Here is a 25,011-nt window from a genome sequence, read left to right as displayed (position 1 = left end):
TCTCTTCGGATCGCGACGCACGAGCGCAGCGAGCCGCCGGGTTCTGACGGCCGAAAATCGCCTCGAACCCACCGATCAGGGTGACGTAGCGGGCGGCACGGCTTCGGCCCGAGAGACTGGCTCGAGGCTGGCGTTCGACGGCCATCGGTATGCGGGATGCTGCCCGGAACAGACGGGGTGTCGTGAAAACTCGTGGCTACGCACGGCCGACACCCACCGGCCCATCGGTGGCATCCATCGGGGCCGATTTGCTCTCGAAGAACGGCCCCGGATGACCTCCCGGCAGTAGGTCGACGGTGATCTGTTCACCGGGGGAACGACCCACGAAAAACGGACTACTCCGCGGATCAGCAGTCTGTTTCGCCGTCGTCGACCGGCTCGCCCTCGGACGCTTCTTCCGTCGGCTCGTCTTCGGCAGGCGCTTCCTCTTCGGTGGGTTCGTTCTCGGCGGGCGCTTCCTCGTCGGCGGGTTCCTTTTCCTCGGTGGGCTCCTCCTCCTCGACCGGCTCTTCTTCAGCGGATTCCTCCTCGACCGGCTCGTCTTCGGTGGGCGCTTCATCCGTCGGCTCCGCCGCGGCCGTCGGGCCGTCAGTCGTCACGGTCACCGTGAACGCGCGGTCCTCGCGGTCAGCCGGCTCGAGGTAGCCGATCGCGTACGCCGAGTAGGCCGTGCCCGCCTCGAGGTCGGCCTCGAGGGTCGCGACGGCGTCGGTCGCTTCCTCGGGTTCGTCCTCGTCGACGGGCTCTTCTTCCTCGGCGGCTGTCGCCTCATCGTCCGTCTCCTCGTCGGCGTAGTCGTCCTCGGCCTCGTTCTCGTCGTCGGCCTTACTGTCGTCCCCGGCAGCCGGCTCCTCACCGGCGGGCCGAACCTCGAGCGAGTACGATCCGGCCGGCAGCGGGAGGTAGTTGGTCTCCTCGCCGAACGCGAGATTGCCGACCAGCGGTGCCTCACCGCCTGCGGCGTAGATGTCGACCGCCGGCGCGTCCGGCGAGCCGTGAACCACGCGCAGGAGCGACGCTCCCGCGTCGACGAGCACCAGCGGGCGGAACGTTCCGGCCTCGAGTTCGCCGATCGCCGCGACCGTGTAGAACGCCCGTCCGAACGAGACGTCGCCCTCGAAGGCGACCGTCTCGGGGTCGCCCGCGGCCGTCACCTGCACGGCGTACGTTCCCGGTGCGATCTCGAGATACGGCGACACCTCGTCGTACGCGAGATCCGAGAGCACCTGTGCGCCGTCGACGTAGACGTCGACGTTCGGCGCATCCGGTGAGAAGTGCGCGATCCGGACCGCTGCGCCCCCAGCCGGCTCCTCGTCCACTGGCGGGTCCCGTTCCGGCGTCTCGCGTTCGTCGTCCGCGTGCTCGCCCGCCGCAAACACCGTCCCGGTCAGCGCCGTTCCCGCCCCGATCGCTCCCAACGCCTGTAACGTCGTCCGCCGTGTTACCGTCATGATACAGCTACAGTGGGGGGCGTAGACCGGCTAAAAAGACACAGTCAGTAGCGCTGAGAGTTCCCCGTTTCCACGGACGGCGTCGCGGGTAGGGACGGTGTACGGAACAGTAATTTACGTCTACACGTGACCGTTCCGCCCGCGAAAGCCGGGGACTCGTTACTCGAAGGAGACGTGTGAGAGATCCGCCTCGAGTTCGTCGACGTACTCGTTGAACGCGCGAACGAACCCGTTGACCTCACCGACGTACCGCCGGAGGTCCGGCGCGGACGGCGGCTCGTACTGCGAAACCAGGTAGACGCCGCCCTCGCCGCCGACGCGCAGGTAGGAGGCGACCTCGCCGTCCCACTTCAGCTCCCAGCGCGTCCCCGAGACGGTCGTCGCGTACGTGCCGTACTCGCCCTCGAAGCGGTAGCACTCGACCGCCATCGCGTCGGCGACGTCGCGGATCCGCCCGCAGATCCGGTCGCGCTCGGCGACGAGTTCCTCGCTCGAGGCGACCGGCGTGAACTCCGCTTCCACGTCGTCGAGGACGCCCTCGAAGGAGGCGACGTACTCGTTGTAGGCGGCGACGAACGCGTCGTAGTCGGCCATCGCCGTCGCGAGCGCCTCGGGTTCGGGGGGTTGTTTCGTCGAGATGACGTACGTCTCGCTGCCGGAGTTGGGTTGGAATCGGAGGTACTGGATCGCCCCCGCTTCGTACTTGAGCGTCCAGGAGCCGCCGTCGGTGTCGAACGTTTCCTGGCCGTAATCCCCACCCTGGAGGAGCGCCAGTTCGCGCGCGATCTCGCCCGCGTGCTCGCGAACGCGCGCGACGACGTCGTCCCGGCGTGCGGCGGCGTCTCCCGTCCCGTCGATCGCCGCCTCGAGTCTCTCGGTCATCCTCGTGTGGGAGGAACCGAGCGAGGGTAACGGTTGTGCTCGAGCGCAGACGGCGGATCCGCCGCGTTGGAATCCGGCATTAGTCGCTGGAAAAAGGTCGGGGTTCCCGGGTCTAGTAGGGGTAGCCGGGGTAGACGGCGCCGCTGATTCCGGGGAAGTTGCGCGGAATCGCCGTGTTCAGCCACTTGTCCGCGTAACGAACCTGGGGCCAGTTCAGGTCGTCATCGTAGCGCCGGATCTCGAAGTGGAGGTGGTCGCCGGTGCAGGTGCCGGTACAGCCCATGTCGCCGATCCGTTCGCCGGCGCTGACCCACGCCCCCTGGGAGGTCCGGAAGTTCGAGAGGTGAGCGTAGCGGCTCTCGTAGCCGTTGCCGTGGTCGATGTAGACGACGTTGCCGTAGCCACTCGCCCAGCCGGCGTAGGTGACGGTGCCCTGGCGGGCGGCGAAGATTGGCGTGCCGCGGTCGTTGGCGATGTCGATCCCCTGGTGGTAGCCGTGGGAGCGGTCGTCGCCCCAGATCGAGGAGACGTAGCCCCAGGTCCCGTAGGAGAAGTTGGGGTGGGCGGTCCAGTCGCCGGCGACGTAGCCCTCGACCCGGCTCGTGTCGTTTCCACAGCCGTTGACCCGGACCTCCCACCAGGTGTAGCCGTCGTTGTTGTACGGGCCGCTCTGGATGATCATCCCCGTCCCCTCCTGGGCGGTCTTGACGACACCCGCGCTGGTCGTCGGCTGACTGCGAATGTTGAGGTTGCTGGTCGTGTAAATCGGCTCGTCGGCGCCGTGGGCGTCGGCGGTCTCCGAGAAGGCGACCGGTGCGGCGACCGCCGCGCCGGCGAGTCCTGCCGCGCCGCCGAGTACCGACCGGCGGCTCACCCCGCCGTCGTCATCGCTTCGACGGTTCTCTCGAGCCTTCTCCGCGAACTCTTCGGCGGTCAGGTCGAGCTTTCGGCGGTCGATTCGGCGCTGCACCTGTGCCATATCGTCGGGCTGGCTACAGCGGCCGGTGTGTTCGGGTGTCGTGCAGCTATGACCGGTGTCGTCATGGGACATGGTTCGAACACCTATAGAGAGGGGTGATTAATAAATTCCAACGGTTATTGTCCATGGTAACTTAAGAGTCCTCGTCAGTCTCGAGCGCGTCGTCTCGAAGAGTCGCCGGGATATAGGCGGGTCGTGGGTGCCTCGAGGGTCGTGAAAAATCGCCCGCGCCGGGCGCTGTCGCTGTCGGGTGTAGCGTCCATAAAAAACCGCACTGCAAGGGACCGGAGTGATCCGGTTAGTTCAGCTGCTTAGTTCTGGCGGCGGAGTGCCAGCATTGCAGCGCCGAGGAGTGCGACGATTGCGACAGCGATGCCGAAGCCAGGCTGGCCGTCGTCGGAGCTGTCGTCGCCGGAGTCGTCTTCGATTCCGTCGTCGTCAGCGCCGTTCTCGCCGTTCTCGCCGTTCTCGCCGTTCTCGCCGTTCTCGCCGTTCTCGCCGTTCTCTCCGTTCTCGCCGTTGCCGTCGCCTTCGACGGTCACGGTGCCGGAGTCAGAGGCGTCACCTGCGGTGACTTCCCATTCGACGTCACCCTCTTCGCTGGTGTCGATGTCGTAGGAGCCGTCCCACGATTCACCAGCGTCGAGTTCCTTCTGCTCTTCCTCGACGGTCTCGCCGTCGATCGTGACGGTGAAGTCGAACGTTGCGTTCTCCTCACCGTTGTTCGTGACGGTCACGTCGAGAGCTGCGTCCTCGTCAACGTCAACGCTACCGGGTGCGCTGGCGTCGAGCTCGAGGTCCTGCCCATCCTCGTCGCCGTCGTCCTGCGACGCGCTGATGTGGCCGGTTGCCTCAGCGGTGACGTCATTGTCGTAGGCGTCCGTGGCGGTCAGCTGGTCGATCGAGGAGTTCTCCGCAGCATCGGAGAAGTCGAACGTGGCAGTCCAGTTGCCATCCTCGACGACAGCGGTCGTCGTCATGAAGAAGCCGTCTGCACCGCCGGCCTCTGCGTCAACGTTGACCTCGGAGCCGTCTGCCGCGCTGGAGGTACCAGTGATGTTCTGGTCTGCGTCAGCAGTGACCTCGAACTCCTCTTCGTCGAAGTCGAGGGTGCGCTCTTCAACGGTGAAGGTGACGCTCGAAGTTTCCGTGTCGCCCGCGGCGACGTACTTGTTGTCGTCACCGTCGACCGTCAGGGTAACCTCGAACTCGTCTCCAGCGTTAATGTCGCCATCCTGGGCCGTGTCGACCACGGCGAGGAATCGCTCGTTCTCAGCGTCAGCGTGGAGCTCGAAGTCTTCAGTGTCGAGCGTGTGTGCTGGCGTGTTGCGGTCCGGGTTCAGCTCTTCTGCGTCAACGGAGACGCCCTGGTCGTCCAGGTTGTCCCAGTCGCCGAAGATACCGGAGATGTCGAAGAGAACAACCGCGTGGTCGTCCTCAGCGATGGTCGAGTCCTCAGTAACAGCACTGAAGACGTCGTCAGCGTCGTCGTAGGTAGAGTCCGCAGGAGCGGTCCACACACTTGCGCCGCCGGTCGAACGCTCCTCGAGGACGAAGGCGCTACGGTCGTAGCGCTCGCTCTGGTCAGCCGAGGAGAGCGTCATGTCGTAGTTACCGGTGTCGATCGCACGGTCCACGTTCGTGGTTTCCGTGACATCGACCACCGTGTTGGAGTCGTTGGCCTCGAGGATACCCGAGTTATCGTCATCGCCGATCAGGTGCGTGTTGATCGTGACGACAACGTGATCGGAATCCTCGTTCTGCTCGACGACACCTTCGAGGGTCCATCCGTCATCCTCGCCACCGATCTGGAGGTGAGCACTGTCCTCGCCTTCCATGGAGATGTGGATCTCGCCCTCATCGCCCTGGGTTGCGACAGCGTGCTCGACGAACTGGACGTCAGTGTCGACATCGTCCTGCACGATGATCGAGGCGTCGTCCTGAGCCGTCGTGTCTGCGACACTCACGGTGAAGGAGTAGTTGCCTGCGGCAACGCCTGCGAAGTTAGCGTCGATCTCGTCACCTTCGGCGGCGTCTTCGACGACAACGTAGTCGTCATCGCCGTCGGCCTGGACGCCGAAGATGCTCTCGAGGTCCTCAGTGCTGAGGTCCTCGGAGGAAATCTCGAGGTTGACGTCAGCGCCGCGGTTGTCGTCCGCGAAGACGAGGTCAGTCTCGTCGCCGGTGACAACGGAATCAGACGCGAAGTTGAACTCAACGTTCTGTTCGGTCACTTCGAACGGACCGAAGTCGTTGTCGGTGCGGTCCGCACTACCGCGGAGGATGTAATTCCCGTCGAGATCCTCAGTGTCGACGGTGACGTAGCCGTCGTCATCTGCACGGAGGTTCTCCTGGAAGGAGCTGCTGTCCGTGTCTCCGGAGCGGAGCTGTACCTGTTCATCAGCGTTGAAACCACTGACAACGACTTCCTGACCAGCGAAGTAGAGGTCGCTGTTCAGACCTTCTTTGTCAGTGTCTTCGTGGCCGTCCGCAACGACTGCGCCAGGGGCGACAGCCATCGCAAAGACCGAGAAGACCATCAGCGCAGCCATCAGGACTGCGCGAGATTTGTTGCCTGTCATTGTTATGTTGTGTCTGTCTTTTGGAAACCGCTTCGGCGCATATCCACATCCGGGTATTGCCGAATCTGATTTCCTGGTCGGGTAGGGGTGTTCCTGCCTTACGTCATATCTGTAATAAGCTTTCTGTCTTATACCTCTGTTATAATAGGTGTCTATGTGAACCGAGATCCGTACCCGTGAGCGGTGTCACTCGATGCGCGCGCGACTCCTACCACACTCCCGGTGTCTCATCGAAATCATACATTCTACCAAATCCGAGTAATACAGCCCCCGTCGACACTGATCTCGGATCGGCCCACAATCGCGCTAACCTCTCAGCGACGGTGAGTGACCACCCCTAGACTCCTGTGTCCGCTGAGTGATACATCATATCGTGTTACCATTGTGCACACCCGGAATTCGGCCCGATTTACCGGTCTATTTCTCGCGCGCAGGTTCGACGGTCACGTCAGTGCCGGCAGCGCAACGCACCCCGCGATCCCCCGGCGCGACCCGCCGCTCCCGGTCCGTGGCGTCGCTCGAGCGCCCGTACACCGGTCACAGGTGTACCGGACTCGAGTGAACCCGGCTGGTGGGTGCCCGATTCGGCGGAAAAGCGACTCGCCGGACGGACGACAATCTTCGGTGCGCTCGAGGTGACAGGCGCTCTCTCCGTTCGGGGTGTTCGATCGAGGAGTTGGCCGGCGCAGATTCGAACCACGGTCGGAGCGAAGCTCCTCCCTGATTCGAATCTGCTTGGGTCCATTTCCCCGCATCGCGGACCGTTCGCTGTCGCTCACGGTTTTGCGATGCGGGAAAAGTGGGCCGGCGCAGATTCGAACTGCGGTTACGGCCACCCGAAGGCCGAAGGATACCAAGCTACCCCACCGGCCCGCACCCGAATCGAAGGTCGCTGATCGTTTAACCGTTGCGAATGCCCTCGTGAACCTCCCGCGAGACGGTCGGCGTCTCGAGCAGCGCCCCCACCTGGCGGCGCGTCTCGGCCAGCGTGCCCGAGTTGTCGATCCGGTGGTGGGACTCCGCGGGCCGCTCGAACTCGGACTGGAGGAGTTTGTACACCTCGAAGTCCGCATCGCTGGCGTCGTCGTCGCGCGCGGCGATCCGCTCCCGGACGACCGCCTCGCGGCAGGTCACCCAGACGAGGTCGTACCGGGCGTCGGTGTCGTCGGCGAGCGCCCGCGTGCGCTCGCGGAGTTCGGGCCGGCGGAACGTTCCGTCGAGGACGGTCGTCCCCCCATCTTCGAGTATCGTCCGCGCACGCGTGAGCGACTCGTCGTACGTCGCCCGCGTCTCCGCGGTGGTGTACTCGGGGGCGGCAAAGAGCTCCTTGCGCACGATGTCGGTACGAACCAGTTCCCCGTGGAGACGCTCCGTGAGCTCCGCGGCGACTGTCGTTTTCCCCGTGCCGGGTAATCCACAGACGACGACGAGCCGGTTCCGTTCGGACATGTCGGGTTCACCGGATGAACGGAGAGGAGGGTTTAGTTCGTTGCGCTTCGCCGGTGAGGTGCCGGCACCGCCAAAACCCGCTCGAGTAGCCGGTCAGAACCGCTCGTAGCCGTCGGTATCGAGGTAGTGGTGGGTGATCGTCACCGCGTGGTCGGCGTGGATCGGAGCCGGACCGAGTCGCACCCGCAGTTCGGCGGTGGCCTCGAGCAGCGCCGCCTCCTCGCTCGCAAAGTCGTGGTGGTCCGAGAGGACGAACACCGGGTTCGAGACCGACTCGAGGTCGGCGTCGACGATCGGCTCGCCGTCCTCGTGAAGCTGGATCACGGTGCCCTCGGCGGCGAGTTCCTCGAGAGTCGTTTCGAACCCCCGGCGGTACACCTCGATGCCGGGGCTGGGCTCGGCGGGCATCGCACCGATTGCTTCCTCGCGGGCCTCGAGGGCGTTTCTGACCAGTGCGGCCGTCGAACGCTCGTCGGGGTTCAGCCGCCGAAGCTCGCTCCCGTCGAAGCGGATCGTGAGTTCGTCACCGACGACGAGGTGGACCAGAACGTCCTCGCGGATGCCGTGCGAGCGGACGAACGCGGCGGTGATCGAGCGACAGAGCGCGTCGAGCCGACCGGCACCGCCGGCGAGGTCGTCGAGCGAGAAGTCGGCGTCTACGGGAACGTCGTGAGCGAGAAGAACGAACTGGCGCATACGTGATCGTAACGGGGCGTCGTGATAGGAACCACGGTTTCGCCTCGCGTGGCTCGTACGGTCTGCTGTAAAACGCCACAGCGATCCGTCTCAGCGGGGTACGAGTGGAAAGACACGGTCGCCAGGTCGGGGGCGAGCAGGGGTACGATGGTCGGGGTGGGGACCCCCCATCGATCTCCCCCAGCGTGGCGACCGCCGTGACAGACGAACGGAAGACGGGTGGGGAGTCACGTATTTGGGACAGGCAACGCACACCCGTGGGGCAACGGATGCGCATCTATCGCTATGGTCGACGCCACCATTACTATCAACCTCGTACTCGGACTGTTGCACACTGTCACGGCCACTTCGGAACTGTTGTGCGAGCGCAGATGCCTCGAGGCGGCGTTAGGAAAGGGATAACCGCCATTCACCGGGGAATAGCGGGCAGTAGGCGGTATTGAACGTCGCGCAATGACGCTTCAGTCGGTGGTGAACGGGCCGCGACACCGGCCACACGCCCGCTACCAATCGCGGCCGATCGCCGTTGCAGTCCGCCGTGGGGCGGTCAGAATCACCGCGAGGCCGGGTGCACCGTCACGGTACCAGACGATCGCTGCGAGGGCGAACAGCGCGAGCTGGACCCACTCGTAGCCCCCCATCGAGTAGGTGGTGAGGATCACCTCGATGATGCCGCCGGTCGGCTCCGCCGTCGGCTGGCCGTAGAGCGGCCAGAGGAGGAAGCCGGTTCCGGAGAAATCGCCACGAAGCGCCGATGGCGGGACGTCCGCCAGGAGGTGTGAGAGGTGGCCGATGACGAACGCAGTCGCGAGGTCACGCCGGTCGAATCGGAGGGCGAGTGCGTACGCGACGGGGATCAGGAGTGTCGCGAAAAACAACGAGTGGCCCAGCGTGCGCCCGCCGGGGAGCACGCCGACCGACCAGGCGAGCGGTTTGTCGACCAGGTCGGGAAACTGCGAACCGACCGCCAGCGCAAGCGCGGGGAGCGCACGCGGCGGTCGGTCGAATCGGCGGTGTGTGTAGATCGTATAGAGGAGGTATGCAACGGCGAGGTGTCCCCAGGGCCACATCTTCCGGGGATTGGGCGGGCAGTCGGATAGCCGCTTCGACTCGTTCCGGTGGCGCACAGCCCCGGCGGGTGCAAGGAGTCAGCGAGCGAGAGTCTCAGAGAAAAGGCGGGTGGCATAGGCAGGGCCAATCGTTTCACTCACCTCCCTCGAGAGGGGTAGGCATGGCGAAATCTCGATCGTCGGGTCAGCGGATGCTGGCGCTCCTCGAGGGCCGCCCGTGTGACTTCTGTGACGAGGGAACACTCGAACGAAGCCGGTACAAGGACAACGAAGCGGTCGTCTGCAATCAGTGTGGAACGCCGCGTGCACAGCTCTGGTAATCCGGACTTCGTGGACGAAGTGAGGGCGAGACGGCCACCTGTCGGCCGGAATCAGTATGAGCGGGTTTCCGGATAGTCGTGGCCGACGATGAGCGCGATGACGTTGACCGCGAGCAACGCGAGGAACAGCGACAGTCGAGTCATCGTGTCGACGCCGGTAACGAACACCGGCAGGTAGACGAACGGGAGGAGTGCGCCGAGCCAGAATCCGATCGCGGTAACGGTGCTTCCGAGACTCATCGGCTTAGCGCATCGATTCGAGGTCGACGAACGACCCCTCGTGGGCGGTGATCCAGTTGGTCGTCAGTTCGTCTTCGGTCGCCTCGCGCGGGAAGATCGCACACTCGTCGAGTTCGTCCTCGTTCTCGACGGTGATGTGATCGAGTTCGAACGACGGCTCCTCGTGCGTGCCACGGGTCGTGGTGTCGACGTTGTAGCTCATGGTGGCCGGGGTGTCTCCGATCGTTTGTACAGGATACCAGACTATTGTTATCGGCAGACTAATTTCGGACAACGGAGCGACAGGGTTCGCTCCCGGACGTATTCAGACCGTTTATACACGCGAAAAAGAACGCAACAGAGCCGAACCTGTAGGCTCAAGCTATGGGGTTCTCACCGAGCAGACTCCCGAGAAATCACTGCTTACCGGGCGGAAACGAGGATCAAACCGGGGTCGATTCAGAACGAGGAGCGAAACGGTTACAGACGCGACGAGAAGAGCTCGGAGAGCGGTTGTATACGCACGCCGACGGGTTCTCCGGGGACGACCGCGCGGCCACAGCCGCCGAAGGGAAAACGTGTTACCGACGGCACACCGAGAGACGGCCATGACTATCACGGAAGACGCCCGGGCGCTACTGGCGACGGGGCCCGTCTGTGATTCCTGTCTCGGCCGCCCGTTCGCCGAGCGGAGCTTCGGGCTCACGAACGCCGAACGGGGGCGGGCGCTGCGGACGACGATCGCCCTCGAAGACGACGACCCCTACGAGCCCGACGAACCGGCCGACTGCTGGGTCTGTGACGGCTACGCCGGGAGCGTCGACGCCCTCGCGACGACGATCGTCGACGAACTCGAGGGGATCGACTTTTCGACCTATCAGGTCGGCACCCGCGTCCCCCCGCTCGTCGAGGAGAACGACCGGCTGTTCCGGGAGGACGCCGATCTCGAGCCCGATGCCGGCGAGCCGTTCAAACGAGAGATCAATCGGGAGGTCGGGCGCCGCGTCGGCGCCCGAACCGGGGCGGAGGTCTCTTTCGACAGGCCCGACGTCCTCGCGGTGATCGACCTCGAGGCGTTCGACCCCCTCGAGATCGACGGCGACGTGACGGGTCACGCCGTCGACGTCCAGATCAATCCCGCGTTCGTCTACGGGCGCTACCGCAAGCTCGAGCGGGACATCCCCCAGACGGAGTGGCCCTGCCGGGAGTGTGGCGGCAGCGGCGTCCAGCTCGGCGACGAGGGGGAAGAGCCCTGCGACTACTGCGGCGGCTCGGGCTACATGTACGACACGAGCGTCGAGCAGGTCGTCCGCCCGCACGTCGTCGAGGCGATGGACGGCGACGAGGGGACGTTCCACGGCGCCGGCCGCGAGGACGTCGACGCGTTGATGCTCGAGGCGGGGCGGCCGTTCGTCCTCGAGGTGAAACGACCCCGGAACCGAACGCCGGACGTCGAGGCGCTCGAGGCCGAGATCAACGACGCGGCCGGCGGGGCCGTCGAGGTCGAAGGGCTCCGGCTGGCGACCTACGAGATGGTCGAGCGCGTCAAGGAACACGACGCGAGCAAGCGCTACCGCGCGGACGTGGAGTTCGAGGAGCCGGTCGAGGAGTCGGCGTTCGAGGCAGCCATCGCCGAACTCGACGGCGCGACCCTCGAGCAGTACACCCCACAGCGGGTCGACCACCGCCGGGCCAATCTCACGCGCACGCGAACCGTCTACGAGATCGAGGGAGAGCTACTCGAGCCCGCCCGCGCGGAGGTTCGCCTCCACGGCGAAGGGGGGCTGTACGTCAAGGAGCTGATCAGCGGGGACGACGGCCGCACCGAGCCGAGCCTCGCGGGCCTGCTCGGCACCGGCGCCGAGGTGACCGCGCTGGACGTCACCGGCGTTGCGGGTGAGGACGAACCGTTCGAACTCGAGGAGTTCTTCCGGGCGTAAGCCCCGCGTCACGCCCCGACCGCGTTCTGCCGCGCTACCCGTCGAACCGCTCCGGAACCGCCCCGAGCTGCTGGAGCAGCGAGAGGTAGTCGAACGTCGCCCACGTCTCCACGATCTTCCCGTCCTCGAGCCGATGAGTTACGTTGCCGGCGATCTCGATCTCCGCGCCCGTCGGCGCGACGCCCATGAACTCGCCCTCGTGGGTGCCCCGCTCCGTGGCGTAAAACGAGACGAGATCGTTCTCGGCGACGAGACCGTCGATGGTCATCTCGAAGTCCGGGAACGCCGCCCGGAACGCCTCGACGCCCTCGACGAACGCCGCGGGACCGTCGGGCATCGCCATCGGGCCGATCTCGTGGCGGACGTAGTCCTCGGCGATGATCTCCGAAGCGATCTCGTACCGTTCGTCGGTGACGAGTTCGTCGATGAGCCGCCGTACTACTTCCTTGTTGTTCACTGCGAGCTGTGCCATAGCACGGTACTATAGGTCACGCGCGGCGATATCCTGCGCGGTCGGATCGGCTGACGGTCAGGTCGACCGCCTCGAGCGGCAAGACAACAGCTATGACCCTCGCGAAACCAGTCCGTCGCATGCCAGTAGTCGGCGTCGACGAGGCGGGGAAGGGGCCCGTCTTCGGCTCGATGTTCGCCGCCGCGGTCTGCGTCGACGAGCCGGATATGCTGCCCGCGGGTATCGCCGACTCGAAGCGACTCACGCCGGCGCGCCGCGAGGAACTCGCGACGACGCTCCGAGGGGACGACCGGATCCGGATCGGCGTCGCGGAGATCCCACCCGCGCGGATCGACGACCCGGAAACGAACATGAACGGACTGGCGGTCGCCGCCCACGCGAGCGCCATCGACGCGGCGGCGGCCGATCTCGAGGCTGACGCACTCGAGGGGCTCTGTGACGCCTGTGACACCGACGCCGAGCGCTTCGCCCGCCGGGTCGCCGACGCCTGCGAACTCGAGGCGACGATCGAGGCGGAACACGGCGCCGACGACGACTCCCCGCTCGTCGGTGCGGCGAGCATCGTCGCGAAGGTCGAGCGCGACGCCCACGTCGCCGCCCTCGCCGCCGAGTACGGCGAGATCGGCAGCGGCTATCCGAGCGATCCGACGACGCGGGAGTTCCTCGAGACCTACGTCACGGAACGCGGCGAGTTACCCCCGTTCGCCCGGCGGTCGTGGTCGACCTGCGCCGACGTCCTGGCGGCGGCCGAACAGACCAGCCTCGAGGGGTTCTGACCACGAGAGGACAGCCAGGTTAACGGTCGTCCGCGGTGACGATCAACTACCGTGCTCGAGATCCTCTCCCTTCTCGCGCTCGCTATCGCCGGCACGGCCGTCGTCTGGAAGGGCAGCGGCTGGCTCGAGACCGCCGCGAACCGAATCGCGGTCGGCTACGGCGTGCCCGCGGTCGTCCAGGGCGCCGTGATCGCCGCCGTGGGCTCGAGCATGCCCGAACTGGTGAGCGTGTTGCTCGCGACGCTGCTCCACGGCGAGTTCGAACTCGGGATCGGCGCGATCGTCGGCTCGGCGGTGTTCAACCTGCTCGTGATCCCGGGCGTCGCGGTGCTCGCCAGCGGCGACGCCGGGGAGGGTGCGCCGACGACCCGCGACCTGGTGTACAAGGAGGCGCTGTTCTACATGCTCGCGGTCGCCGCCCTCCTGCTGACCTTCTCGCTGGCGGTGATCTACTACCCCGCCGGAAACGGGGGGTTCGAGGGCACCGTCACGCGCTGGCTCGCGCTGTTCCCGCTCGCGCTGTACGGCCTCTACGTCTTCACGCAGTACCTCGAGACGAGCGAGCACGAGGCCCCCGAGGTCGAGGTGAACACCCTCCGCGCGTGGGCGTGGTTCGGCGCCGGCCTCGTCCTCATCATCGTCGGCGTCGAGGCGCTGGTACGGTCGGCGATCGGCCTGGGCGACGCCTTCGGCACTCCTGCGTTCCTCTGGGGGATGATCGTGGTGGCGGCCGGCTCGAGCGTCCCCGACGCGTTCGTCAGCGTCGCGGCGGCCCGGTCGGGTCGCCCGACGGTGAGCCTGGCGAACGTCCTCGGAAGCAACGTCTTCGACCTCCTGGTGGCGATTCCCGCCGGCGTGCTCGTCGCGGGCGCGCTGACGGTCTCCTTCGCGAACGTCGTGCCGATGATGGCGTTTCTGATCCTCGCGACGGTCGTCTTCTTCGCCATCTCGCGGACCGGGATGGAGCTCACCGAACGGGAGGCCTGGCTACTGCTCGCGATGTACGGACTGTTCGTCGCCTGGCTGATCGCAGAGAGCGTCGGCGCGGTGAACGTGATTCCGACGTAGCGACTCGAGCGGCGGACTTCGAAACGCTACTGACAGCGGTCTCTGAACTCGAGTGTGAAATGTCCGGTACGGAATCGCGTCGGCTGGCCCGGCTGCGCGGAATCCAGTACGCGATCGGTTCGCTGACCCTCGCCGTCCTCGCGCTCGCGATGGGGTTCGTCCCCGACCGCGGCAGCCTGCTGGGCGTGTTCGCGGTTGCGAGCGTCGTGCTGCTCTGTGTGTCGTTTCTGGTCGTCAGAGGTGCGGTCGTGAGAACGAAACGAGACGGTGCGGCGGACGGCTGAGCGCCGTGGTTACTTGTCGGTCATCAGGTATCGCAGGATGTCGCCGTAGGCGGGCCGGGTGATGAGGACACCCACGAGCACCCCGAGGATGGTGATGATGGCGAACCCGCGGAGGTCGCCGAGGCTCAACACCGCGAGCGGCGACATCGCGAGGATGGTCGTCGCCGCCGCGGCGCCGATGACCCAGAACGCCTTCCGGAAGCGGGACTCGAACACCCGCTGGGAGTTGACGTCGCCTTCCGACATCACCTCGTCGGCGATGATGATGAGGTCGTCCACCCCCGTTCCGACGACGGCGATGAACCCGGCGACGTGAGAGAGGTCGAGCGGCATGCGTATCAGCGCCGCGAAGCCGAGCAGGATCACCACCTCCGCGAGCGCCGTGACGACCATCGGCGCGGCGACGCGGACGTCGGTGTAGCGCAGGTAGACCATCCCGCTGACGGTGAGCACCGAGAGCACGCCGATGAACAGCGAGTAGGTCTTGAACTGGTCGGCGAGCGCCGGCTGGAGCGAGAACGTCTGGTCGCGGTCGAAGTCGAGCGGCGCGCGCAGGCTCCCCGCCTGGAGGTTGATCGACAGCGCCTGGGCCTCCTGCTGGGACGGCGCGGCCATGATGAACGTGGGATCGTCCGCCCACTGACCGCTGCCCATCGTCCCTGCGAGGTCGGTACCCATCGAGTGTGCGTCGACGACCTCGCCGTCGACGACGGTGAGCAGACAGTAGTTCCGCCCCTCCATCTCCGGCTCCTCGTAGTCACACTGGCCGGGGTTCTGGACGAACCCGAGATCGTTCATCTGCTGCTGGAACTCGGGCGCGGAGTTCGAGTCGATCGACACCGGAACGTGGTGGCCGTTTCGCTCGTTGTACGTCGCCGCGTCGATCGTGTCGAAGTCCTCCTCCTCGAGCACCGTCTCGTTGGCCTGGCCGCCCTCGCCGTCGGGGTAGTGGGCGACGACCTCGACGATCCCGCGTTCGGAGAGCAGACTCCGGAGTTCCGCGGGCGTCCGATCGGGCACTTCCACGACGATGAAGTACTCGCCGCCGACCGTCGAGGACTGCGTGACGCTGCCCCCGGAGAGGCCGGCCTCGTTGATCTTCATCTCGATGGTCCGGATGATCTCGTCGCGGGTGTCCTGGGTGACGCCGCTGCGGATGGTCACCTGATCGGTGTCCACGCCGGCTTCCTGCAGCGCCGCCTCGAACTCCTCGTCGGTGACGTTGTCGTCGAACACCTCGGCGGTGGCCTGGCCGGTGTCCCGGTCGAAACGGACGATGGCGTCGCCGGTGTCGAGCTCGAGTTCCTCGTACAGCGTCTCTTCAACCGCGGTTTCGTCCTGCGGGTCGATCTGGAGGTTCTCCGCGGTCGTCCCGACCACGGGGGCGCTGATGCGGGTCCCGCCATCGAGACCGAGGCCGTACTGGAGGTTCGTGAGCGATTGCTCGACGGTTTCGTTCTCCGCGGCGTCGTCGGGCTGGCCCGCGAGGCTGTCGTCGGCGATGATCCCGCCGGGGACGAACAGCGCGAACAGCGCGGCGACTACGAAGACGACGAGAAGGATGACCCGCCAGTACGACGAGAGGAACGCCTTCGCGCTCATCGGTTGACCCCCTCGAACTTGTACCAGCGAAGCAGGCTCAGGTTCAACATGTAGGTGTTCATCAGGTCCGCAGCGAGGCCGACGAAGAGGATGAGACCGATCGAAGCGAGCAGATCGATGCCGAAGAGCCACGCCGAGATCGCCATCACGAGCATCGCCGTCATCGACGTCACCGTCATCGTCACGCCGGTCTGCATGGCGCGGTGAGTACTCTCGTAGAACCCGCCACCGCGCCTCAGTATGTGGTTGTTCAACAGGATGTCGGAGTCGACGGAGTACCCGATCAACATCAACAGCGCGGCGACGGTCCCGAGCGAGAGCGGAATCCCCGCGAGATTCATGAAGGCGAGGGGGATCATGATGTCCGAAAACGCCGAGACGACGATCGCGATCGACGGGACGAACGTCCGGAACAGTAGAAACGCCAGCGCGCTCATGCCGACGAACGCAACCGCGATCCCGAGCAGTGCGGTCTGCTGGGCCTGTGCACCGAAGCTGGCCGATGTCGACGTCACCGACTGGATGATCCCGTCGTTGCCGTCGACCGGCTCCAAGTTCGACTCGGCCTGGTCGCTCAATGCTTCCTGTTCGGTCGACGTGAACTGAACGATGTACTGGTTATCCTCTGCCTGGACCGACTGGACGGACTCCGGCTCCTCCTCGAACGCCGCCGGAATGTCCTGTCTGTCCGTGGCCGTCTCGACGGTCAGTTCCGTCCCGCCGGCGAAGTCGATCCCCAGGCCGACCGGCGTACCGAACGCCACGAACCAGCCACCGAGGACGAGAAGTGCGACTGCGAGAACCGCGAGCGGAACCGCCGCGAGCTGGCGGTTGCTGTACCGGGTGTAATCGATCTCCGGTACGTCGAAATACCCCATATGCCGGACCGTCGTATGCAGGCAAAGTAAGCCTTCTCAATTCCTGAAACGCGCGACGGATCGAGAAAAACGAACGAACCCGCTCGAGTCGCCCGATTGTCGTTCCCGGACCGCCGCTCGAGAGGCCACATAAACAGTATGATAATATACACAATCGAGTTGCCGGTGATTCGGATCGGGCGCTGCAATCGTCATCCGCCGGTGGCCGCGTCAGGCCTATAGGACTCGAGGGCCTCTCTCCACCATGGCACTCGAATCCGACCACCGGGCGGCCGTCGCGACGCGGGTCGTCGTCTCCTACCCCGAAGACCTCTCGGACTGGGGACGGTTCCAGGTCGAGAAACCCTCGTTCCGGGCGTTTCTGCGCAAGACTCGAGACGTCGTTCGCGAGGGCGACGAGTGGGAGGAGTTCGTCGGCGTCGGCTGCTGTGGCAACACCTTAGACGTCCCGCTCAGGGTCGAAGCCGTCGAGGGCGGGAACCGAATCGACGAGAACACCGAAATCGCCTACGAGGTCCGCGAGGCGTGTGGCGTCCAGGGGAGCTGGCGCGTCCAGAGCAAGGGCGGGCCGAGCCACGGCTGATACGGACTGCTGTAACTAGTTACCGGTGCAACTGCAGACGGATCGCGGTTGCGCCGGTACTGACTTACAGCACACCGTATGAAACCGACGGGGCGGTCTCGAGTCCGCACAGCGAGACGACCGCCTGATTTGATACCGCGTCACCCGGTGACGGGCGTGGCCCGGTTATAGGCACCATAACTACACCCTCGAGGCGATCCGTTTCGACCGATGTGGCCATGGGGACACGTCGGCGTCTCGTACGTCGCCTACTCGCTGTACTCCCGCGCGCGGTTCCGACGCCCGCCGCGACCGGAGCCGGCGCTGGCGGCGATGGTCGGCTCGCAGTTCGCCGACCTGATCGATAAGCCGCTCGCCTGGGTCGGCGTCTTTCCCCACGGGCGATTTCTCGTCCATTCGCTGGCGTTCACGGCGCTGCTGATCGCCGTCGTCTACGCCGCGGCGGTGGTTCTCGATCGGGTCGAAATCGCCACCGCGTTCGTCATCGCCCATCTGGCGCACCTCCTGGCGGACGTGCCGCCGCGGGCGTTCCTCGGCTACCCCCACGGCACGGAGTTCCTGCTCTGGCCGTTCGTCTCCTATCCGACGTTTTACTTCCACGAGCGGGTGTTCGAACCGCCCGCGGTCGTCGAACTGGTGGTGACGCCGTTTACCGATCCGTTCGTCTTCTTCTGGGTCGACGCCTCGATGTTCGTCGTCGGCCTCCTCCTCTGGTACGTCGACGGCTGCCCCGGCCTCGAGTACGTCCGCTCGCGGCTGTAGCGACCGCTCGAGCCGGCAACCGACTCAGTCCGGCAGATATCGCACGCTCAACACGCCCTCGGGCGACCGCCGGACCTCGACCCGAACCGCCTCGAGACGCGCCGCCCGCGCGATCGTTTCGGCGTCCTCGAGGACGTCCTGTGCTGCGTCCTCGACCTCCTCTTCGGGCACCCGGAGGACGTGAATCTCGCCGGTACCGGCGCGTTCGCTGCGGGTGAGCTCGCCGACCGCGCTCTCGGCTGCGACCTCCTTCGAGTGCGTCGTCGGCTCGAGGTCGCTGTCGACCAGTTCGATCGTTCGGCGGGAGTCGACCTCGACGACCTGCCAGGCGACCTCCAGCGGCGGATCTGGGGCGATAGTCGCCTCGAGAACGTCGTGAACCTCGAGACCGGGGTTCGAAGAGAGGGTGTGGACCTGCGCGGTGTCGACGTCGCGGACGATCGCGGAGTCGGCCTCGGCGTGGGTGACGACGAACGTGCTCGTCTTCTCGCTCATACCCCCTCGAAGGGCGGGCGCGGCTTTCGGCGTTTCGACTCGCGGACCCGCGGCCCGCGCGCCCGACTCACCGCGAGAGCCGGTGAACCTGGTAGATCAGGAGCGCCGCGGCGATCATGATCCCGACGCCGGCGAACCACGGCAGCCCGTAGAGGAGTTCGACGAGCGGGGCCGCCGCGCCGTCGACGTCGCTCTGGAACTCGGGCGGGACCGTGGTGATGAAGCCAACGTACAGCGCGAGGATGAACAGAAACCCCGCGCCCGCGAGCCGGCGGTCGTATCGGGTGTCGTCGCCGATCCCCCGACGGTGGCGCCTGGCGACGAACAGAATCGGGGCGAGCACCGGCAGGATCACGAGCACGCCCAGCAGCGCGACGAAACTGCGCGAGAGCGACAGCGTCGCTGACGATTCCGCGGTCACGCCGATGATGCGAACGAACGCGAGCGTAAAGAACACCGCAACGAGCAGCGCGACGAACCCGCCGAGGACGACGTAGGACTTGAACAGCAGCGAGTTACTCCGCCGGAACGCGAACGGAAACGCGCCCGGAAGTCCCCTGTAGCCGTCGGCGGTCGACCGCTCGGTCATCGGCTACGGGTTGGCCCCCGGGGCGAATAAGCGATGCGATAGCGCGCCTGCGCCCGTCCCGACGGTACTCGAGTCGGCGACCGATCGCGTGACGGAACGCCTTTACGCCAGGCCACCGCCCTCTCGCGCATGGACGTCGACATCGGCAACGCGCTCGCGTCGGTCGCCTCGCCGGGCGTCTCGAGGGACGCCCTCGAGCGCCTGGACGAGCGTGTCGCGACCGCCCACGAGCGGATCGAAGCGGGGCGCGCGGACGACGAACACGGCTACGCGGCGTTGAATCTCCCCGAGCGAACCGATCCCGAGGAGATCCGGCGAGCGACCGAACCGGTCGCCGACGCCGAGGCGCTGATCACGGTCGGCATCGGCGGCAGCGCCCTGGGCGCGGCGACGATCACGAACGCGCTCGAGGGCGACGGAACCGAAACGGTGTACCTCGACAACGTCGACCCCGCCTGGGTGTCGGCTCGGCTGGACGACCTGCCGCTCGAGGACGCGGCGATCAACGTCGTCTCCCGCTCCGGCACGACGGCGGAGACGCTCGCGAACTTCCTCGTGGTGCGCGAGGCGTTAGAGGATCGTGGTGTCGACTGGACCGACCGAACCGTCGTCACGACCGGCGACTCCGGCCCGCTGCGGGCGCTCGCCGACCGCCACGACCTTCCCTCGGTTCGGGTGCCCGACGGCGTGCCGGGTCGCTTCTCGGCGCTCTCCGCGGTGGGGATGGTCGCCGCGTCGGTCTGCGGTCACGATCTCGAGGCGCTGCTCGAGGGTGCCGCCGCCGAGGCCGAGACGCTTTCGGGCTCGCTGTTCGAGTGTCCGGCCTACGCCTACGGCGCGACCACGTACGCGCTGGACGGGCGCGGGGCGAGCGTGAACGCGATGATGCCGTACGCCGAGTCGCTCGAAACGTACGCCGAGTGGTTCGCCCAGCTGTGGGCCGAGAGCCTGGGGAAGGAGGAGCTGGGCCAGACGCCGGTGCGCGCGCTCGGAGCGACCGACCAGCACTCCCAGCTCCAGCTCTACCGCGCGGGTCCCCGCGACAAGCTCGTCACCTTCGTCGCGCCCCGCGAGCGGACCGACCGCGAGATTCCCGCGACGGCGGTCGACGAACTCGCCTACCTCGGTGACGCGAGTCTCGGCGAGCTTCTCGAGGCCGAGTTCGAGGCGACCGAGGCGAGTCTCGCCGCCGCGGGCCGACCGAGCGTCCGGATCGAACTCGAGCGCGTCGACGAGTACGAACTCGGCGGCCTGCTGTACGGGATGGAGGCCGCCTGCGTGCTCGCCGGCGAGCTGTACGGCGTCGAGACGTTCACGCAGCCGGCCGTCGAGTGGGCGAAGAAGGCAACCCGCGGGCTGCTCGGCGGGGGAGAGTTCGCAGAAGCCGAGGCGGTCGCCGAGAAGACGTCGCTGCGGGTCGAGCGATGAGAGCGCCGAGAGCGGTACCCCTATGAGCGCAGACACGAACGAACGACTATGAGCGAGACAGCAGCGTCGGACGAGCGGCCGCTCGTCTTCGAACCCGTCCCCGCGGCCGGCACCGTGTTCGCCACCTTCGCGATGGTCGGCGCGCTCGCGCCGCTCCGCGTGGGCGGAGGCGACCCAGTGGTCTGGCTCGCGGCCGCGCTTTCACTGGTCGCCTTCGGCGCGTTCTTCCTCCGCCGTCACGGCCGCCTGGCCCGCCGGACGGCCGCGCCGATCGCTGCGGCTGCGAGCGTCGGCGTCGTCTTGCTCTCCGGGTACGCGGTCAACCAGGGTGTACCGGGTGTGATCCCGCTGCCGGCGGTGCCGGATCTACCGACGACACTCCTCGCCTTCCTCGCCGCGGCGGCGACGGTCGGCCTCGCCGTCGCCGACTACGGTAACGTGGGCGGACGGGGGCTACTCGAGCGCGGTGCCCTCGCCGGGGCGCTCACCGTTCTCGGAGCGATAGCGCTGTTCGCGGCCCAGCTGGTCGCGGAGCTTACGATGGTGCCGGTGTGGCTCCTCGTCGGCGAGCCGACCCAGTCGCAGCTGATCGTGGTGATGCAGTTCGGCATGGCAGTTGGAACTGCCGGCGTCGCCGCCGCCTACCTCCGACTGACCGACCGAGGCCGCTCCTTTATCGACCTGCGCTGGCCGACCGTGCGAGATCTCGTCTGGACCGTCGGCGGCATCGTCGTTCTCTTCGGCGCACTGATCGGGATCTCCTGGCTGATGCAGTCGGCCGGCGTCGAGAGCTCGAGTCACGGAACGACCGAGGCGGCGGCGGAGAACCCGGAAATTCTCCTGGTACTCATCCCGGCGTCAATCCTGGTTATCGGTCCGTTCGAGGAGCTGCTGTACCGCAACATCATCCAGAAATCGCTCTACCGGCGCTTTACGCGCTACGGCGCCGTCCTCGTGGGCAGCGTCATCTTCGCTGCGGTCCATCTCCCCGCCTACGCGACCGGCGGCGGCGGCGAGGTCATGGCCAGCCTCGCCGTCGTCTTCGGACTCTCGATCGTGCTCGGGCTCATCTACGAACGGACCGAGAACCTGCTCGTGCCAGCGGTCGTCCACGGCCTGTTCAACGCGATTCAGTTCGCGTCGCTGTACGTTCAGTTCACGTGAACGGCGGCGGTCCTCGAGGAGAACGTCCGTTACAGGGAGGACGTCACGAGGGGTTCTTCCGCGTCATTCCGGAGCCACAGATCGGACAGCGATCTTTCTCCTCGTCGAACTCGCGGCCACAGCCCTGACACTGGAAGATCCACTCGCGCTGTTCTGTGATCCCCTCGCGGGCGATCACCTCGACGTCGACCTGGATGCGCTCGGCGACGTTCTGCATCGCGTAGTCGTCGGTGGCGAGCGTGGCGTCGAGTTCGAACGCCGCCGCGATGAGGCGGATGTCGGTGTCGGACAGTTCCTCGAGGTCGCCCGATTCCTTCGCGGCGCGGCGGACCTTCTCGGTGGTGTCGCCGTTGGGGATGTGGACGTGCATCCCCGAGCCCTCCATCGCGTCGTAGCGGTAGGCGCTCTCGTCGACGAGTTCCTCGCGGACGAGCGGAATCGTGGCCGTCTGTTCTGTCGTGTGAAAGTCGTGGATAAAAGCCGAGGAGTCGAGAACGTACATGCCGTTAGCGGTCGATAACGATGTAGTCTTTCACCGCCAGCACGCGGCTAACGGGGACGAGAACGCGGTTTTCTTCGTCGGTCGGGAAGTCGACCGACCGGGAGGCCGTCTCCTCGTTCGGTTCGACGACGAGGTCGTGGAGTTTGCCGGATTTCAGATCTATCGTGATGTTGTAGAGCATTCCCAGTTCCATGCCGTCGGAACCCATGACGGACTTCCCCGAGAGATTTTCAGCGAGTATATCGCTCATAGGAGTGGGTTTGTAGTGACTATGTATTAAGATTCGGGTCAGCCACCAGTCACGACCCCGATTCAGGGCCCGTGGTAAAATCTTCACCGGGGAACGTGTCGGCCGCGGGGGAGACACCGACGGGACGACGCTCGAGCGGTGTTCCGCCGGTCGGCAGATGGACGGCGATCGCACGGGCGCCGTGACGATGGGTTTAACTACCGCGCACCGGACGTTTCAGGTAAGACCTTCTCGGGTGGTTTACCATGTCGGACACGGACACGAACACGCGCGACAATACATCCCTCAGAACGCCGATCGTCGCCGTCCTCGGACACGTCGACCACGGCAAGACCAGTCTCCTCGACAAGATCCGCGGCTCCGCGGTGATCGAGGGCGAAGCAGGCGCCATCACCCAGCACATCGGCGCCACCGCAGTGCCGCTCGACGTCATCTCGAGTATCGCGGGCGAACTCGTCGACCCCGACGACTTCGACCTGCCCGGCCTGCTGTTCATCGACACGCCGGGTCACCACTCGTTTACGACCCTTCGTTCCCGCGGCGGGGCGCTCGCGGACATCGCGATTCTGGTGGTGGACGTCAACGACGGTTTCCAGCCCCAGACCCTCGAGGCGCTGGACATCCTCAAACGCTCCCAGACGCCCTTCATCGTCGCCGCGAACAAGATCGACACCGTCCCCGGCTGGAACCCGACCGAGGACGCTCCGATCACGAAGACCTACGAGTCCCAGTCCGACCGCGTTACCTCCCGACTCGACGAGAGCCTCTACGAGATTATCGGCAACCTGAGCGACCAGGAGTTCTCCGCCGACCTCTACTGGCGGGTCCAGAACTTCCAGCGCAACGTCGGCGTCGTCCCCGTGTCGGCGATGACCGGCGAAGGGGTCCCCGACCTGCTCGCGGTGATGATGGGGCTCTCCCAGCGCTACATGAAAGAGGAGATGGAGATCGACGTCTCCGGCCCCGGTATCGGCACCGTCCTCGAGGTCAAAGAGGAGAAAGGGTTCGGGACGACCATCGACACCGTCCTCTACGACGGCACCATCCGGACTGACGACACGATCGTCGTCGGCGCGAAGAACGACCCGATCGTCACCGACGTCCGGGCGCTGCTCCAGCCCCGCCCGCTCGCCGAAATTCGGACCGAGAGCCGGTTCGAGAAGGTCGACGCCGTCTCGGCGGCGACCGGAATCAAGATCGCCGCCCCGGATCTCGAGGACGCGATGGCCGGGGCGCCGGTCCGCGTCGTCCGCGATCAGCCCGTCGAGGAGGTCGTCGACGAGGTCGAGTCCGAACTCGCGAACATCGCCGTCGACACCACGGAGGAGGGCGTCGTCGTCAAAGCCGACACCCTGGGCAGCCTCGAGGCGATGGCCGACGCCCTGGAGGAAGCCGAAGTCCCCATCGTCCGCGCGGAGGTCGGCGACATCGCCCCGCGGGACATCTCGGTGGCCTCGACCGCCGACGACCCCAAGGAGCGCGCGATCCTGGGATTCAACGTCGACGTGCTCGCCGACGCCAAACAGCGTGCGGAGATCGACGAGGTCAAACTGTACACCGACGAGGTCATCTACCAGCTGATCGAGGAGTACGAGGAGCACATCGAGGAACTCGAGCGCGCCCAGCAGGACACCATCCTCGAGAACATCACCCGACCCGCGCGCTTCCGTATCCTGCCGGATCACACCTTCCGCCAGAACGACCCCGCCGTCGTCGGCGTCGAGGTCAACTCCGGCACCGTCCAGAACAACGCCTTCGTCGCGAAGTTCGACGGCAACGAGCCAAACCGCGTCGGCCAGATCAAGGGCATCCAGGAGCAAGGCGAGGACGTCGACGAGGCCCGCGCGGGCAACCGCGTCTCCGTCGCCATCGACGGCCCCACCGTCGGGCGCCAGATCGAGGAAGACGACGAACTCTGGATCGAAATTCCCGAGAAGCACGCGAAGATACTCGAGCAGGAACTCGCCGAGGAAATCCCCGTCGACGAGCGCGAGGCACTGAACATGTACGTCGAGAAACTGCGGAAGCGCGATCCGTTCTGGGGGAAGTAGCAGTTCACTGGGCTCGTCGAGACGACAGCCAGTTTCGCTCACCCCGATTGCGCTACCGCCTCGCCGACCACACGGGAGACGCGCTCGAGGTGGGTGAAGCGGACCGAGAAGGAAACCTGACTACCGCGCCGTCGGCGTCACGCCGTCGCCGACCGCCTGTTTCACCTGCAGGGCGGCGCTCGCGGCGAGTCCGCGGGCGACCTCGGCGCGCTCGTCGGCGTCGATGTACTCCTCGAGCGACTCCTCGACGTCGGGCGAGAAGCCCGCGCTGACCGGGTGACCGATCGGCGGCTGAACCGCGACGGTGACCTGCGGGCCGCTAACCCCGCTCGAGACGTCAGCGTCGACGATATACTCGTCGGGCAGGTATTCGCGGGTCCGGGCAGCGATACGAGAGACGTCGCGGTGCAGCGTCCGTTTTTGCTCCCCCGAGAGCTCGGGAACGTCCGCCGCCGTCCGCTGACCGGCCTGTGTTACTCCGGGCAACCCCCCATACGGCGTGTTTCCGTTCATAGAATG

The 25,011-nt window shown here is 66.1% G+C and carries 27 protein-coding genes and 1 tRNA gene; 10 read left to right on the top strand and 18 right to left on the bottom strand.

Annotation, left to right across the window (positions count from 1 at the left end; genetic code table 11):
- Nucleotides 1–347: 347 nt before the first annotated feature.
- From AC6I6S_RS11150 to AC6I6S_RS11115, 8 genes are all read right to left on the bottom strand, one after another.
- Nucleotides 348–1,451: a DUF4397 domain-containing protein gene (locus tag AC6I6S_RS11150; protein WP_497950147.1), complete on the bottom strand. Its 1,104-nt coding sequence runs from the start codon at nucleotides 1,449–1,451 to the stop codon at nucleotides 348–350.
- Between the two features lie 159 nt (nucleotides 1,452–1,610).
- On the bottom strand, nucleotides 1,611–2,333 hold the full coding sequence (locus AC6I6S_RS11145) for a profilin-fold protein (RefSeq protein WP_497950146.1): 723 nt from the start codon (nucleotides 2,331–2,333) through the stop codon (nucleotides 1,611–1,613).
- A gap of 112 nt (nucleotides 2,334–2,445) precedes the next feature.
- Nucleotides 2,446–3,384, bottom strand: a complete 939-nt coding sequence (locus AC6I6S_RS11140) for a peptidoglycan DD-metalloendopeptidase family protein (protein ID WP_497950145.1) — start codon at nucleotides 3,382–3,384, stop codon at nucleotides 2,446–2,448.
- A 239-nt stretch (nucleotides 3,385–3,623) separates the two neighbouring features.
- A complete protein-coding gene (locus tag AC6I6S_RS11135) occupies nucleotides 3,624–5,894 on the bottom strand; it encodes a BGTF surface domain-containing protein (RefSeq protein ID WP_497950143.1) in 2,271 nt (756 codons plus the stop codon).
- Nucleotides 5,895–6,694: 800 nt separating this feature from the next.
- A tRNA-Pro gene (locus tag AC6I6S_RS11130) sits at nucleotides 6,695–6,767 on the bottom strand.
- Between the two features lie 27 nt (nucleotides 6,768–6,794).
- Nucleotides 6,795–7,343, bottom strand: coding sequence for a P-loop nucleotide/nucleoside kinase family protein (locus AC6I6S_RS11125; protein ID WP_497950142.1), 549 nt, complete (start codon nucleotides 7,341–7,343; stop codon nucleotides 6,795–6,797).
- A gap of 93 nt (nucleotides 7,344–7,436) precedes the next feature.
- A complete protein-coding gene (gene trmY / locus AC6I6S_RS11120; protein ID WP_497950141.1) occupies nucleotides 7,437–8,039 on the bottom strand; it encodes a tRNA (pseudouridine(54)-N(1))-methyltransferase TrmY in 603 nt (200 codons plus the stop codon).
- 503 nt (nucleotides 8,040–8,542) lie between these two features.
- The gene (locus AC6I6S_RS11115; RefSeq protein WP_497950140.1) at nucleotides 8,543–9,109 is read right to left on the bottom strand and encodes a metal-dependent hydrolase; all 567 of its coding nucleotides are present in this window, start codon (nucleotides 9,107–9,109) and stop codon (nucleotides 8,543–8,545) included.
- A 161-nt stretch (nucleotides 9,110–9,270) separates the two neighbouring features.
- On the opposite strand from AC6I6S_RS11115, the gene AC6I6S_RS11110 reads away from it, so the two are divergent.
- Nucleotides 9,271–9,429 (top strand): HVO_A0556 family zinc finger protein, encoded by a 159-nt coding sequence (locus tag AC6I6S_RS11110; protein WP_497950139.1) that lies wholly within the window; start codon nucleotides 9,271–9,273, stop codon nucleotides 9,427–9,429.
- Between the two features lie 51 nt (nucleotides 9,430–9,480).
- On the opposite strand, the gene AC6I6S_RS11105 is transcribed toward AC6I6S_RS11110, so the two are convergent.
- A complete protein-coding gene (locus AC6I6S_RS11105) occupies nucleotides 9,481–9,669 on the bottom strand; it encodes a DUF8028 family protein (protein ID WP_497950137.1) in 189 nt (62 codons plus the stop codon).
- A gap of 4 nt (nucleotides 9,670–9,673) precedes the next feature.
- Entirely contained in the window at nucleotides 9,674–9,871 is a 198-nt protein-coding gene (locus tag AC6I6S_RS11100; protein ID WP_497950136.1) for a DUF7511 domain-containing protein, read from the bottom strand.
- 385 nt (nucleotides 9,872–10,256) lie between these two features.
- On the opposite strand from AC6I6S_RS11100, the gene AC6I6S_RS11095 reads away from it, so the two are divergent.
- Nucleotides 10,257–11,588, top strand: a complete 1,332-nt coding sequence (locus tag AC6I6S_RS11095) for a tRNA pseudouridine(54/55) synthase Pus10 (RefSeq protein ID WP_497950135.1) — start codon at nucleotides 10,257–10,259, stop codon at nucleotides 11,586–11,588.
- A gap of 34 nt (nucleotides 11,589–11,622) precedes the next feature.
- Here the strand turns inward: AC6I6S_RS11095 and AC6I6S_RS11090 are convergent, their stop codons facing one another.
- Nucleotides 11,623–12,060 carry an ester cyclase gene (locus AC6I6S_RS11090; RefSeq protein ID WP_497950134.1) on the bottom strand — a complete coding sequence of 146 codons (438 nt, stop codon included), beginning with the start codon at nucleotides 12,058–12,060 and terminating at the stop codon, nucleotides 11,623–11,625.
- A gap of 119 nt (nucleotides 12,061–12,179) precedes the next feature.
- On the opposite strand from AC6I6S_RS11090, the gene rnhB reads away from it, so the two are divergent.
- The 3 genes from rnhB to AC6I6S_RS11075 are packed head-to-tail and all read left to right on the top strand — an operon-like array spanning nucleotide 12,180 to nucleotide 14,188.
- Entirely contained in the window at nucleotides 12,180–12,836 is a 657-nt protein-coding gene (gene rnhB / locus AC6I6S_RS11085; protein ID WP_497950132.1) for a ribonuclease HII, read from the top strand.
- A 51-nt stretch (nucleotides 12,837–12,887) separates the two neighbouring features.
- Nucleotides 12,888–13,904, top strand: a complete 1,017-nt coding sequence (locus AC6I6S_RS11080; protein WP_497950131.1) for a sodium:calcium antiporter — start codon at nucleotides 12,888–12,890, stop codon at nucleotides 13,902–13,904.
- 59 nt (nucleotides 13,905–13,963) lie between these two features.
- Nucleotides 13,964–14,188 (top strand): hypothetical protein, encoded by a 225-nt coding sequence (locus AC6I6S_RS11075; protein ID WP_497950130.1) that lies wholly within the window; start codon nucleotides 13,964–13,966, stop codon nucleotides 14,186–14,188.
- A gap of 9 nt (nucleotides 14,189–14,197) precedes the next feature.
- On the opposite strand, the gene AC6I6S_RS11070 is transcribed toward AC6I6S_RS11075, so the two are convergent.
- Nucleotides 14,198–15,790 (bottom strand): preprotein translocase subunit SecD, encoded by a 1,593-nt coding sequence (locus AC6I6S_RS11070; protein ID WP_497950129.1) that lies wholly within the window; start codon nucleotides 15,788–15,790, stop codon nucleotides 14,198–14,200.
- Complete coding sequence (gene secF / locus AC6I6S_RS11065; protein WP_497950128.1) at nucleotides 15,787–16,668, bottom strand: protein translocase subunit SecF; 882 nt, start codon at nucleotides 16,666–16,668, stop codon at nucleotides 15,787–15,789. Before secF ends, AC6I6S_RS11070 begins: the two co-directional genes overlap by 4 nt.
- Before the next feature lie 244 nt (nucleotides 16,669–16,912).
- Between secF and AC6I6S_RS11060 the strand changes: the two genes are divergently transcribed.
- Both AC6I6S_RS11060 and AC6I6S_RS11055 read left to right on the top strand, forming a co-directional pair.
- Complete coding sequence (locus AC6I6S_RS11060) at nucleotides 16,913–17,251, top strand: DUF7968 family protein (protein ID WP_497950126.1); 339 nt, start codon at nucleotides 16,913–16,915, stop codon at nucleotides 17,249–17,251.
- 210 nt (nucleotides 17,252–17,461) lie between these two features.
- Nucleotides 17,462–18,013 carry a metal-dependent hydrolase gene (locus AC6I6S_RS11055; RefSeq protein WP_497950125.1) on the top strand — a complete coding sequence of 184 codons (552 nt, stop codon included), beginning with the start codon at nucleotides 17,462–17,464 and terminating at the stop codon, nucleotides 18,011–18,013.
- A 24-nt stretch (nucleotides 18,014–18,037) separates the two neighbouring features.
- On the opposite strand, the gene AC6I6S_RS11050 is transcribed toward AC6I6S_RS11055, so the two are convergent.
- Together AC6I6S_RS11050 and AC6I6S_RS11045 are read right to left on the bottom strand one after the other, a co-directional pair.
- Complete coding sequence (locus AC6I6S_RS11050; RefSeq protein ID WP_497950124.1) at nucleotides 18,038–18,508, bottom strand: DUF5812 family protein; 471 nt, start codon at nucleotides 18,506–18,508, stop codon at nucleotides 18,038–18,040.
- Nucleotides 18,509–18,575: 67 nt separating this feature from the next.
- Nucleotides 18,576–19,097, bottom strand: a complete 522-nt coding sequence (locus tag AC6I6S_RS11045; protein ID WP_497950122.1) for a DUF8056 family protein — start codon at nucleotides 19,095–19,097, stop codon at nucleotides 18,576–18,578.
- Between the two features lie 129 nt (nucleotides 19,098–19,226).
- Here AC6I6S_RS11045 and AC6I6S_RS11040 point away from each other — a divergent pair, with 129 nt between their 5' ends.
- Nucleotides 19,227–20,525, top strand: a complete 1,299-nt coding sequence (locus tag AC6I6S_RS11040) for a phosphoglucose isomerase-related protein (protein WP_497950121.1) — start codon at nucleotides 19,227–19,229, stop codon at nucleotides 20,523–20,525.
- 48 nt (nucleotides 20,526–20,573) lie between these two features.
- Nucleotides 20,574–21,689, top strand: a complete 1,116-nt coding sequence (locus tag AC6I6S_RS11035) for a CPBP family intramembrane glutamic endopeptidase (RefSeq protein WP_497950120.1) — start codon at nucleotides 20,574–20,576, stop codon at nucleotides 21,687–21,689.
- A 43-nt stretch (nucleotides 21,690–21,732) separates the two neighbouring features.
- Here the strand turns inward: AC6I6S_RS11035 and AC6I6S_RS11030 are convergent, their stop codons facing one another.
- On the bottom strand, nucleotides 21,733–22,191 hold the full coding sequence (locus tag AC6I6S_RS11030) for an NOB1 family endonuclease (RefSeq protein WP_497950119.1): 459 nt from the start codon (nucleotides 22,189–22,191) through the stop codon (nucleotides 21,733–21,735).
- Between the two features lie 4 nt (nucleotides 22,192–22,195).
- Nucleotides 22,196–22,441 (bottom strand): PRC-barrel domain-containing protein, encoded by a 246-nt coding sequence (locus tag AC6I6S_RS11025; protein WP_497950118.1) that lies wholly within the window; start codon nucleotides 22,439–22,441, stop codon nucleotides 22,196–22,198.
- A gap of 245 nt (nucleotides 22,442–22,686) precedes the next feature.
- On the opposite strand from AC6I6S_RS11025, the gene infB reads away from it, so the two are divergent.
- Nucleotides 22,687–24,492, top strand: coding sequence for a translation initiation factor IF-2 (gene infB, locus AC6I6S_RS11020; RefSeq protein WP_497950116.1), 1,806 nt, complete (start codon nucleotides 22,687–22,689; stop codon nucleotides 24,490–24,492).
- 120 nt (nucleotides 24,493–24,612) lie between these two features.
- Here infB and AC6I6S_RS11015 read toward each other — a convergent pair whose 3' ends face one another.
- A complete protein-coding gene (locus AC6I6S_RS11015) occupies nucleotides 24,613–25,005 on the bottom strand; it encodes a DUF5811 family protein (RefSeq protein ID WP_497950115.1) in 393 nt (130 codons plus the stop codon).
- Nucleotides 25,006–25,011 lie beyond the last annotated feature (6 nt).

The organism is Natrononativus sp. DTA114 (assembly GCF_059736515.1).
The sequence above is the reverse complement of the archived record's forward strand: the minus strand, read 5'-3'. Positions and strand labels throughout refer to the sequence as shown.

What these genes read in the sequence shown, in the direction of transcription:
- trmY (WP_497950141.1), bottom strand. Translation starts at nt 8,039, where the DNA reads ATGCGCCAGTTCGTTCTTCTCGCTCACGACGTTCCCGTAGACGCCGAC.
- AC6I6S_RS11100 (WP_497950136.1), bottom strand. Translation starts at nt 9,871, where the DNA reads ATGAGCTACAACGTCGACACCACGACCCGTGGCACGCACGAGGAGCCG.
- AC6I6S_RS11035 (WP_497950120.1), top strand. Translation starts at nt 20,574, where the DNA reads ATGAGCGAGACAGCAGCGTCGGACGAGCGGCCGCTCGTCTTCGAACCC.
- infB (WP_497950116.1), top strand. Translation starts at nt 22,687, where the DNA reads ATGTCGGACACGGACACGAACACGCGCGACAATACATCCCTCAGAACG.
- AC6I6S_RS11140 (WP_497950145.1), bottom strand. Translation starts at nt 3,384, where the DNA reads ATGTCCCATGACGACACCGGTCATAGCTGCACGACACCCGAACACACC.
- AC6I6S_RS11145 (WP_497950146.1), bottom strand. Translation starts at nt 2,333, where the DNA reads ATGACCGAGAGACTCGAGGCGGCGATCGACGGGACGGGAGACGCCGCC.
- AC6I6S_RS11095 (WP_497950135.1), top strand. Translation starts at nt 10,257, where the DNA reads ATGACTATCACGGAAGACGCCCGGGCGCTACTGGCGACGGGGCCCGTC.
- AC6I6S_RS11030 (WP_497950119.1), bottom strand. Translation starts at nt 22,191, where the DNA reads ATGTACGTTCTCGACTCCTCGGCTTTTATCCACGACTTTCACACGACA.
- AC6I6S_RS11025 (WP_497950118.1), bottom strand. Translation starts at nt 22,441, where the DNA reads ATGAGCGATATACTCGCTGAAAATCTCTCGGGGAAGTCCGTCATGGGT.
- rnhB (WP_497950132.1), top strand. Translation starts at nt 12,180, where the DNA reads ATGCCAGTAGTCGGCGTCGACGAGGCGGGGAAGGGGCCCGTCTTCGGC.
- AC6I6S_RS11050 (WP_497950124.1), bottom strand. Translation starts at nt 18,508, where the DNA reads ATGAGCGAGAAGACGAGCACGTTCGTCGTCACCCACGCCGAGGCCGAC.
- secF (WP_497950128.1), bottom strand. Translation starts at nt 16,668, where the DNA reads ATGGGGTATTTCGACGTACCGGAGATCGATTACACCCGGTACAGCAAC.
- AC6I6S_RS11125 (WP_497950142.1), bottom strand. Translation starts at nt 7,343, where the DNA reads ATGTCCGAACGGAACCGGCTCGTCGTCGTCTGTGGATTACCCGGCACG.
- AC6I6S_RS11090 (WP_497950134.1), bottom strand. Translation starts at nt 12,060, where the DNA reads ATGGCACAGCTCGCAGTGAACAACAAGGAAGTAGTACGGCGGCTCATC.
- AC6I6S_RS11045 (WP_497950122.1), bottom strand. Translation starts at nt 19,097, where the DNA reads ATGACCGAGCGGTCGACCGCCGACGGCTACAGGGGACTTCCGGGCGCG.
- AC6I6S_RS11070 (WP_497950129.1), bottom strand. Translation starts at nt 15,790, where the DNA reads ATGAGCGCGAAGGCGTTCCTCTCGTCGTACTGGCGGGTCATCCTTCTC.
- AC6I6S_RS11150 (WP_497950147.1), bottom strand. Translation starts at nt 1,451, where the DNA reads ATGACGGTAACACGGCGGACGACGTTACAGGCGTTGGGAGCGATCGGG.
- AC6I6S_RS11015 (WP_497950115.1), bottom strand. Translation starts at nt 25,005, where the DNA reads ATGAACGGAAACACGCCGTATGGGGGGTTGCCCGGAGTAACACAGGCC.
- AC6I6S_RS11110 (WP_497950139.1), top strand. Translation starts at nt 9,271, where the DNA reads ATGGCGAAATCTCGATCGTCGGGTCAGCGGATGCTGGCGCTCCTCGAG.
- AC6I6S_RS11135 (WP_497950143.1), bottom strand. Translation starts at nt 5,894, where the DNA reads ATGACAGGCAACAAATCTCGCGCAGTCCTGATGGCTGCGCTGATGGTC.
- AC6I6S_RS11060 (WP_497950126.1), top strand. Translation starts at nt 16,913, where the DNA reads ATGGCACTCGAATCCGACCACCGGGCGGCCGTCGCGACGCGGGTCGTC.
- AC6I6S_RS11055 (WP_497950125.1), top strand. Translation starts at nt 17,462, where the DNA reads ATGTGGCCATGGGGACACGTCGGCGTCTCGTACGTCGCCTACTCGCTG.
- AC6I6S_RS11115 (WP_497950140.1), bottom strand. Translation starts at nt 9,109, where the DNA reads ATGTGGCCCTGGGGACACCTCGCCGTTGCATACCTCCTCTATACGATC.
- AC6I6S_RS11105 (WP_497950137.1), bottom strand. Translation starts at nt 9,669, where the DNA reads ATGAGTCTCGGAAGCACCGTTACCGCGATCGGATTCTGGCTCGGCGCA.
- AC6I6S_RS11075 (WP_497950130.1), top strand. Translation starts at nt 13,964, where the DNA reads ATGTCCGGTACGGAATCGCGTCGGCTGGCCCGGCTGCGCGGAATCCAG.
- AC6I6S_RS11040 (WP_497950121.1), top strand. Translation starts at nt 19,227, where the DNA reads ATGGACGTCGACATCGGCAACGCGCTCGCGTCGGTCGCCTCGCCGGGC.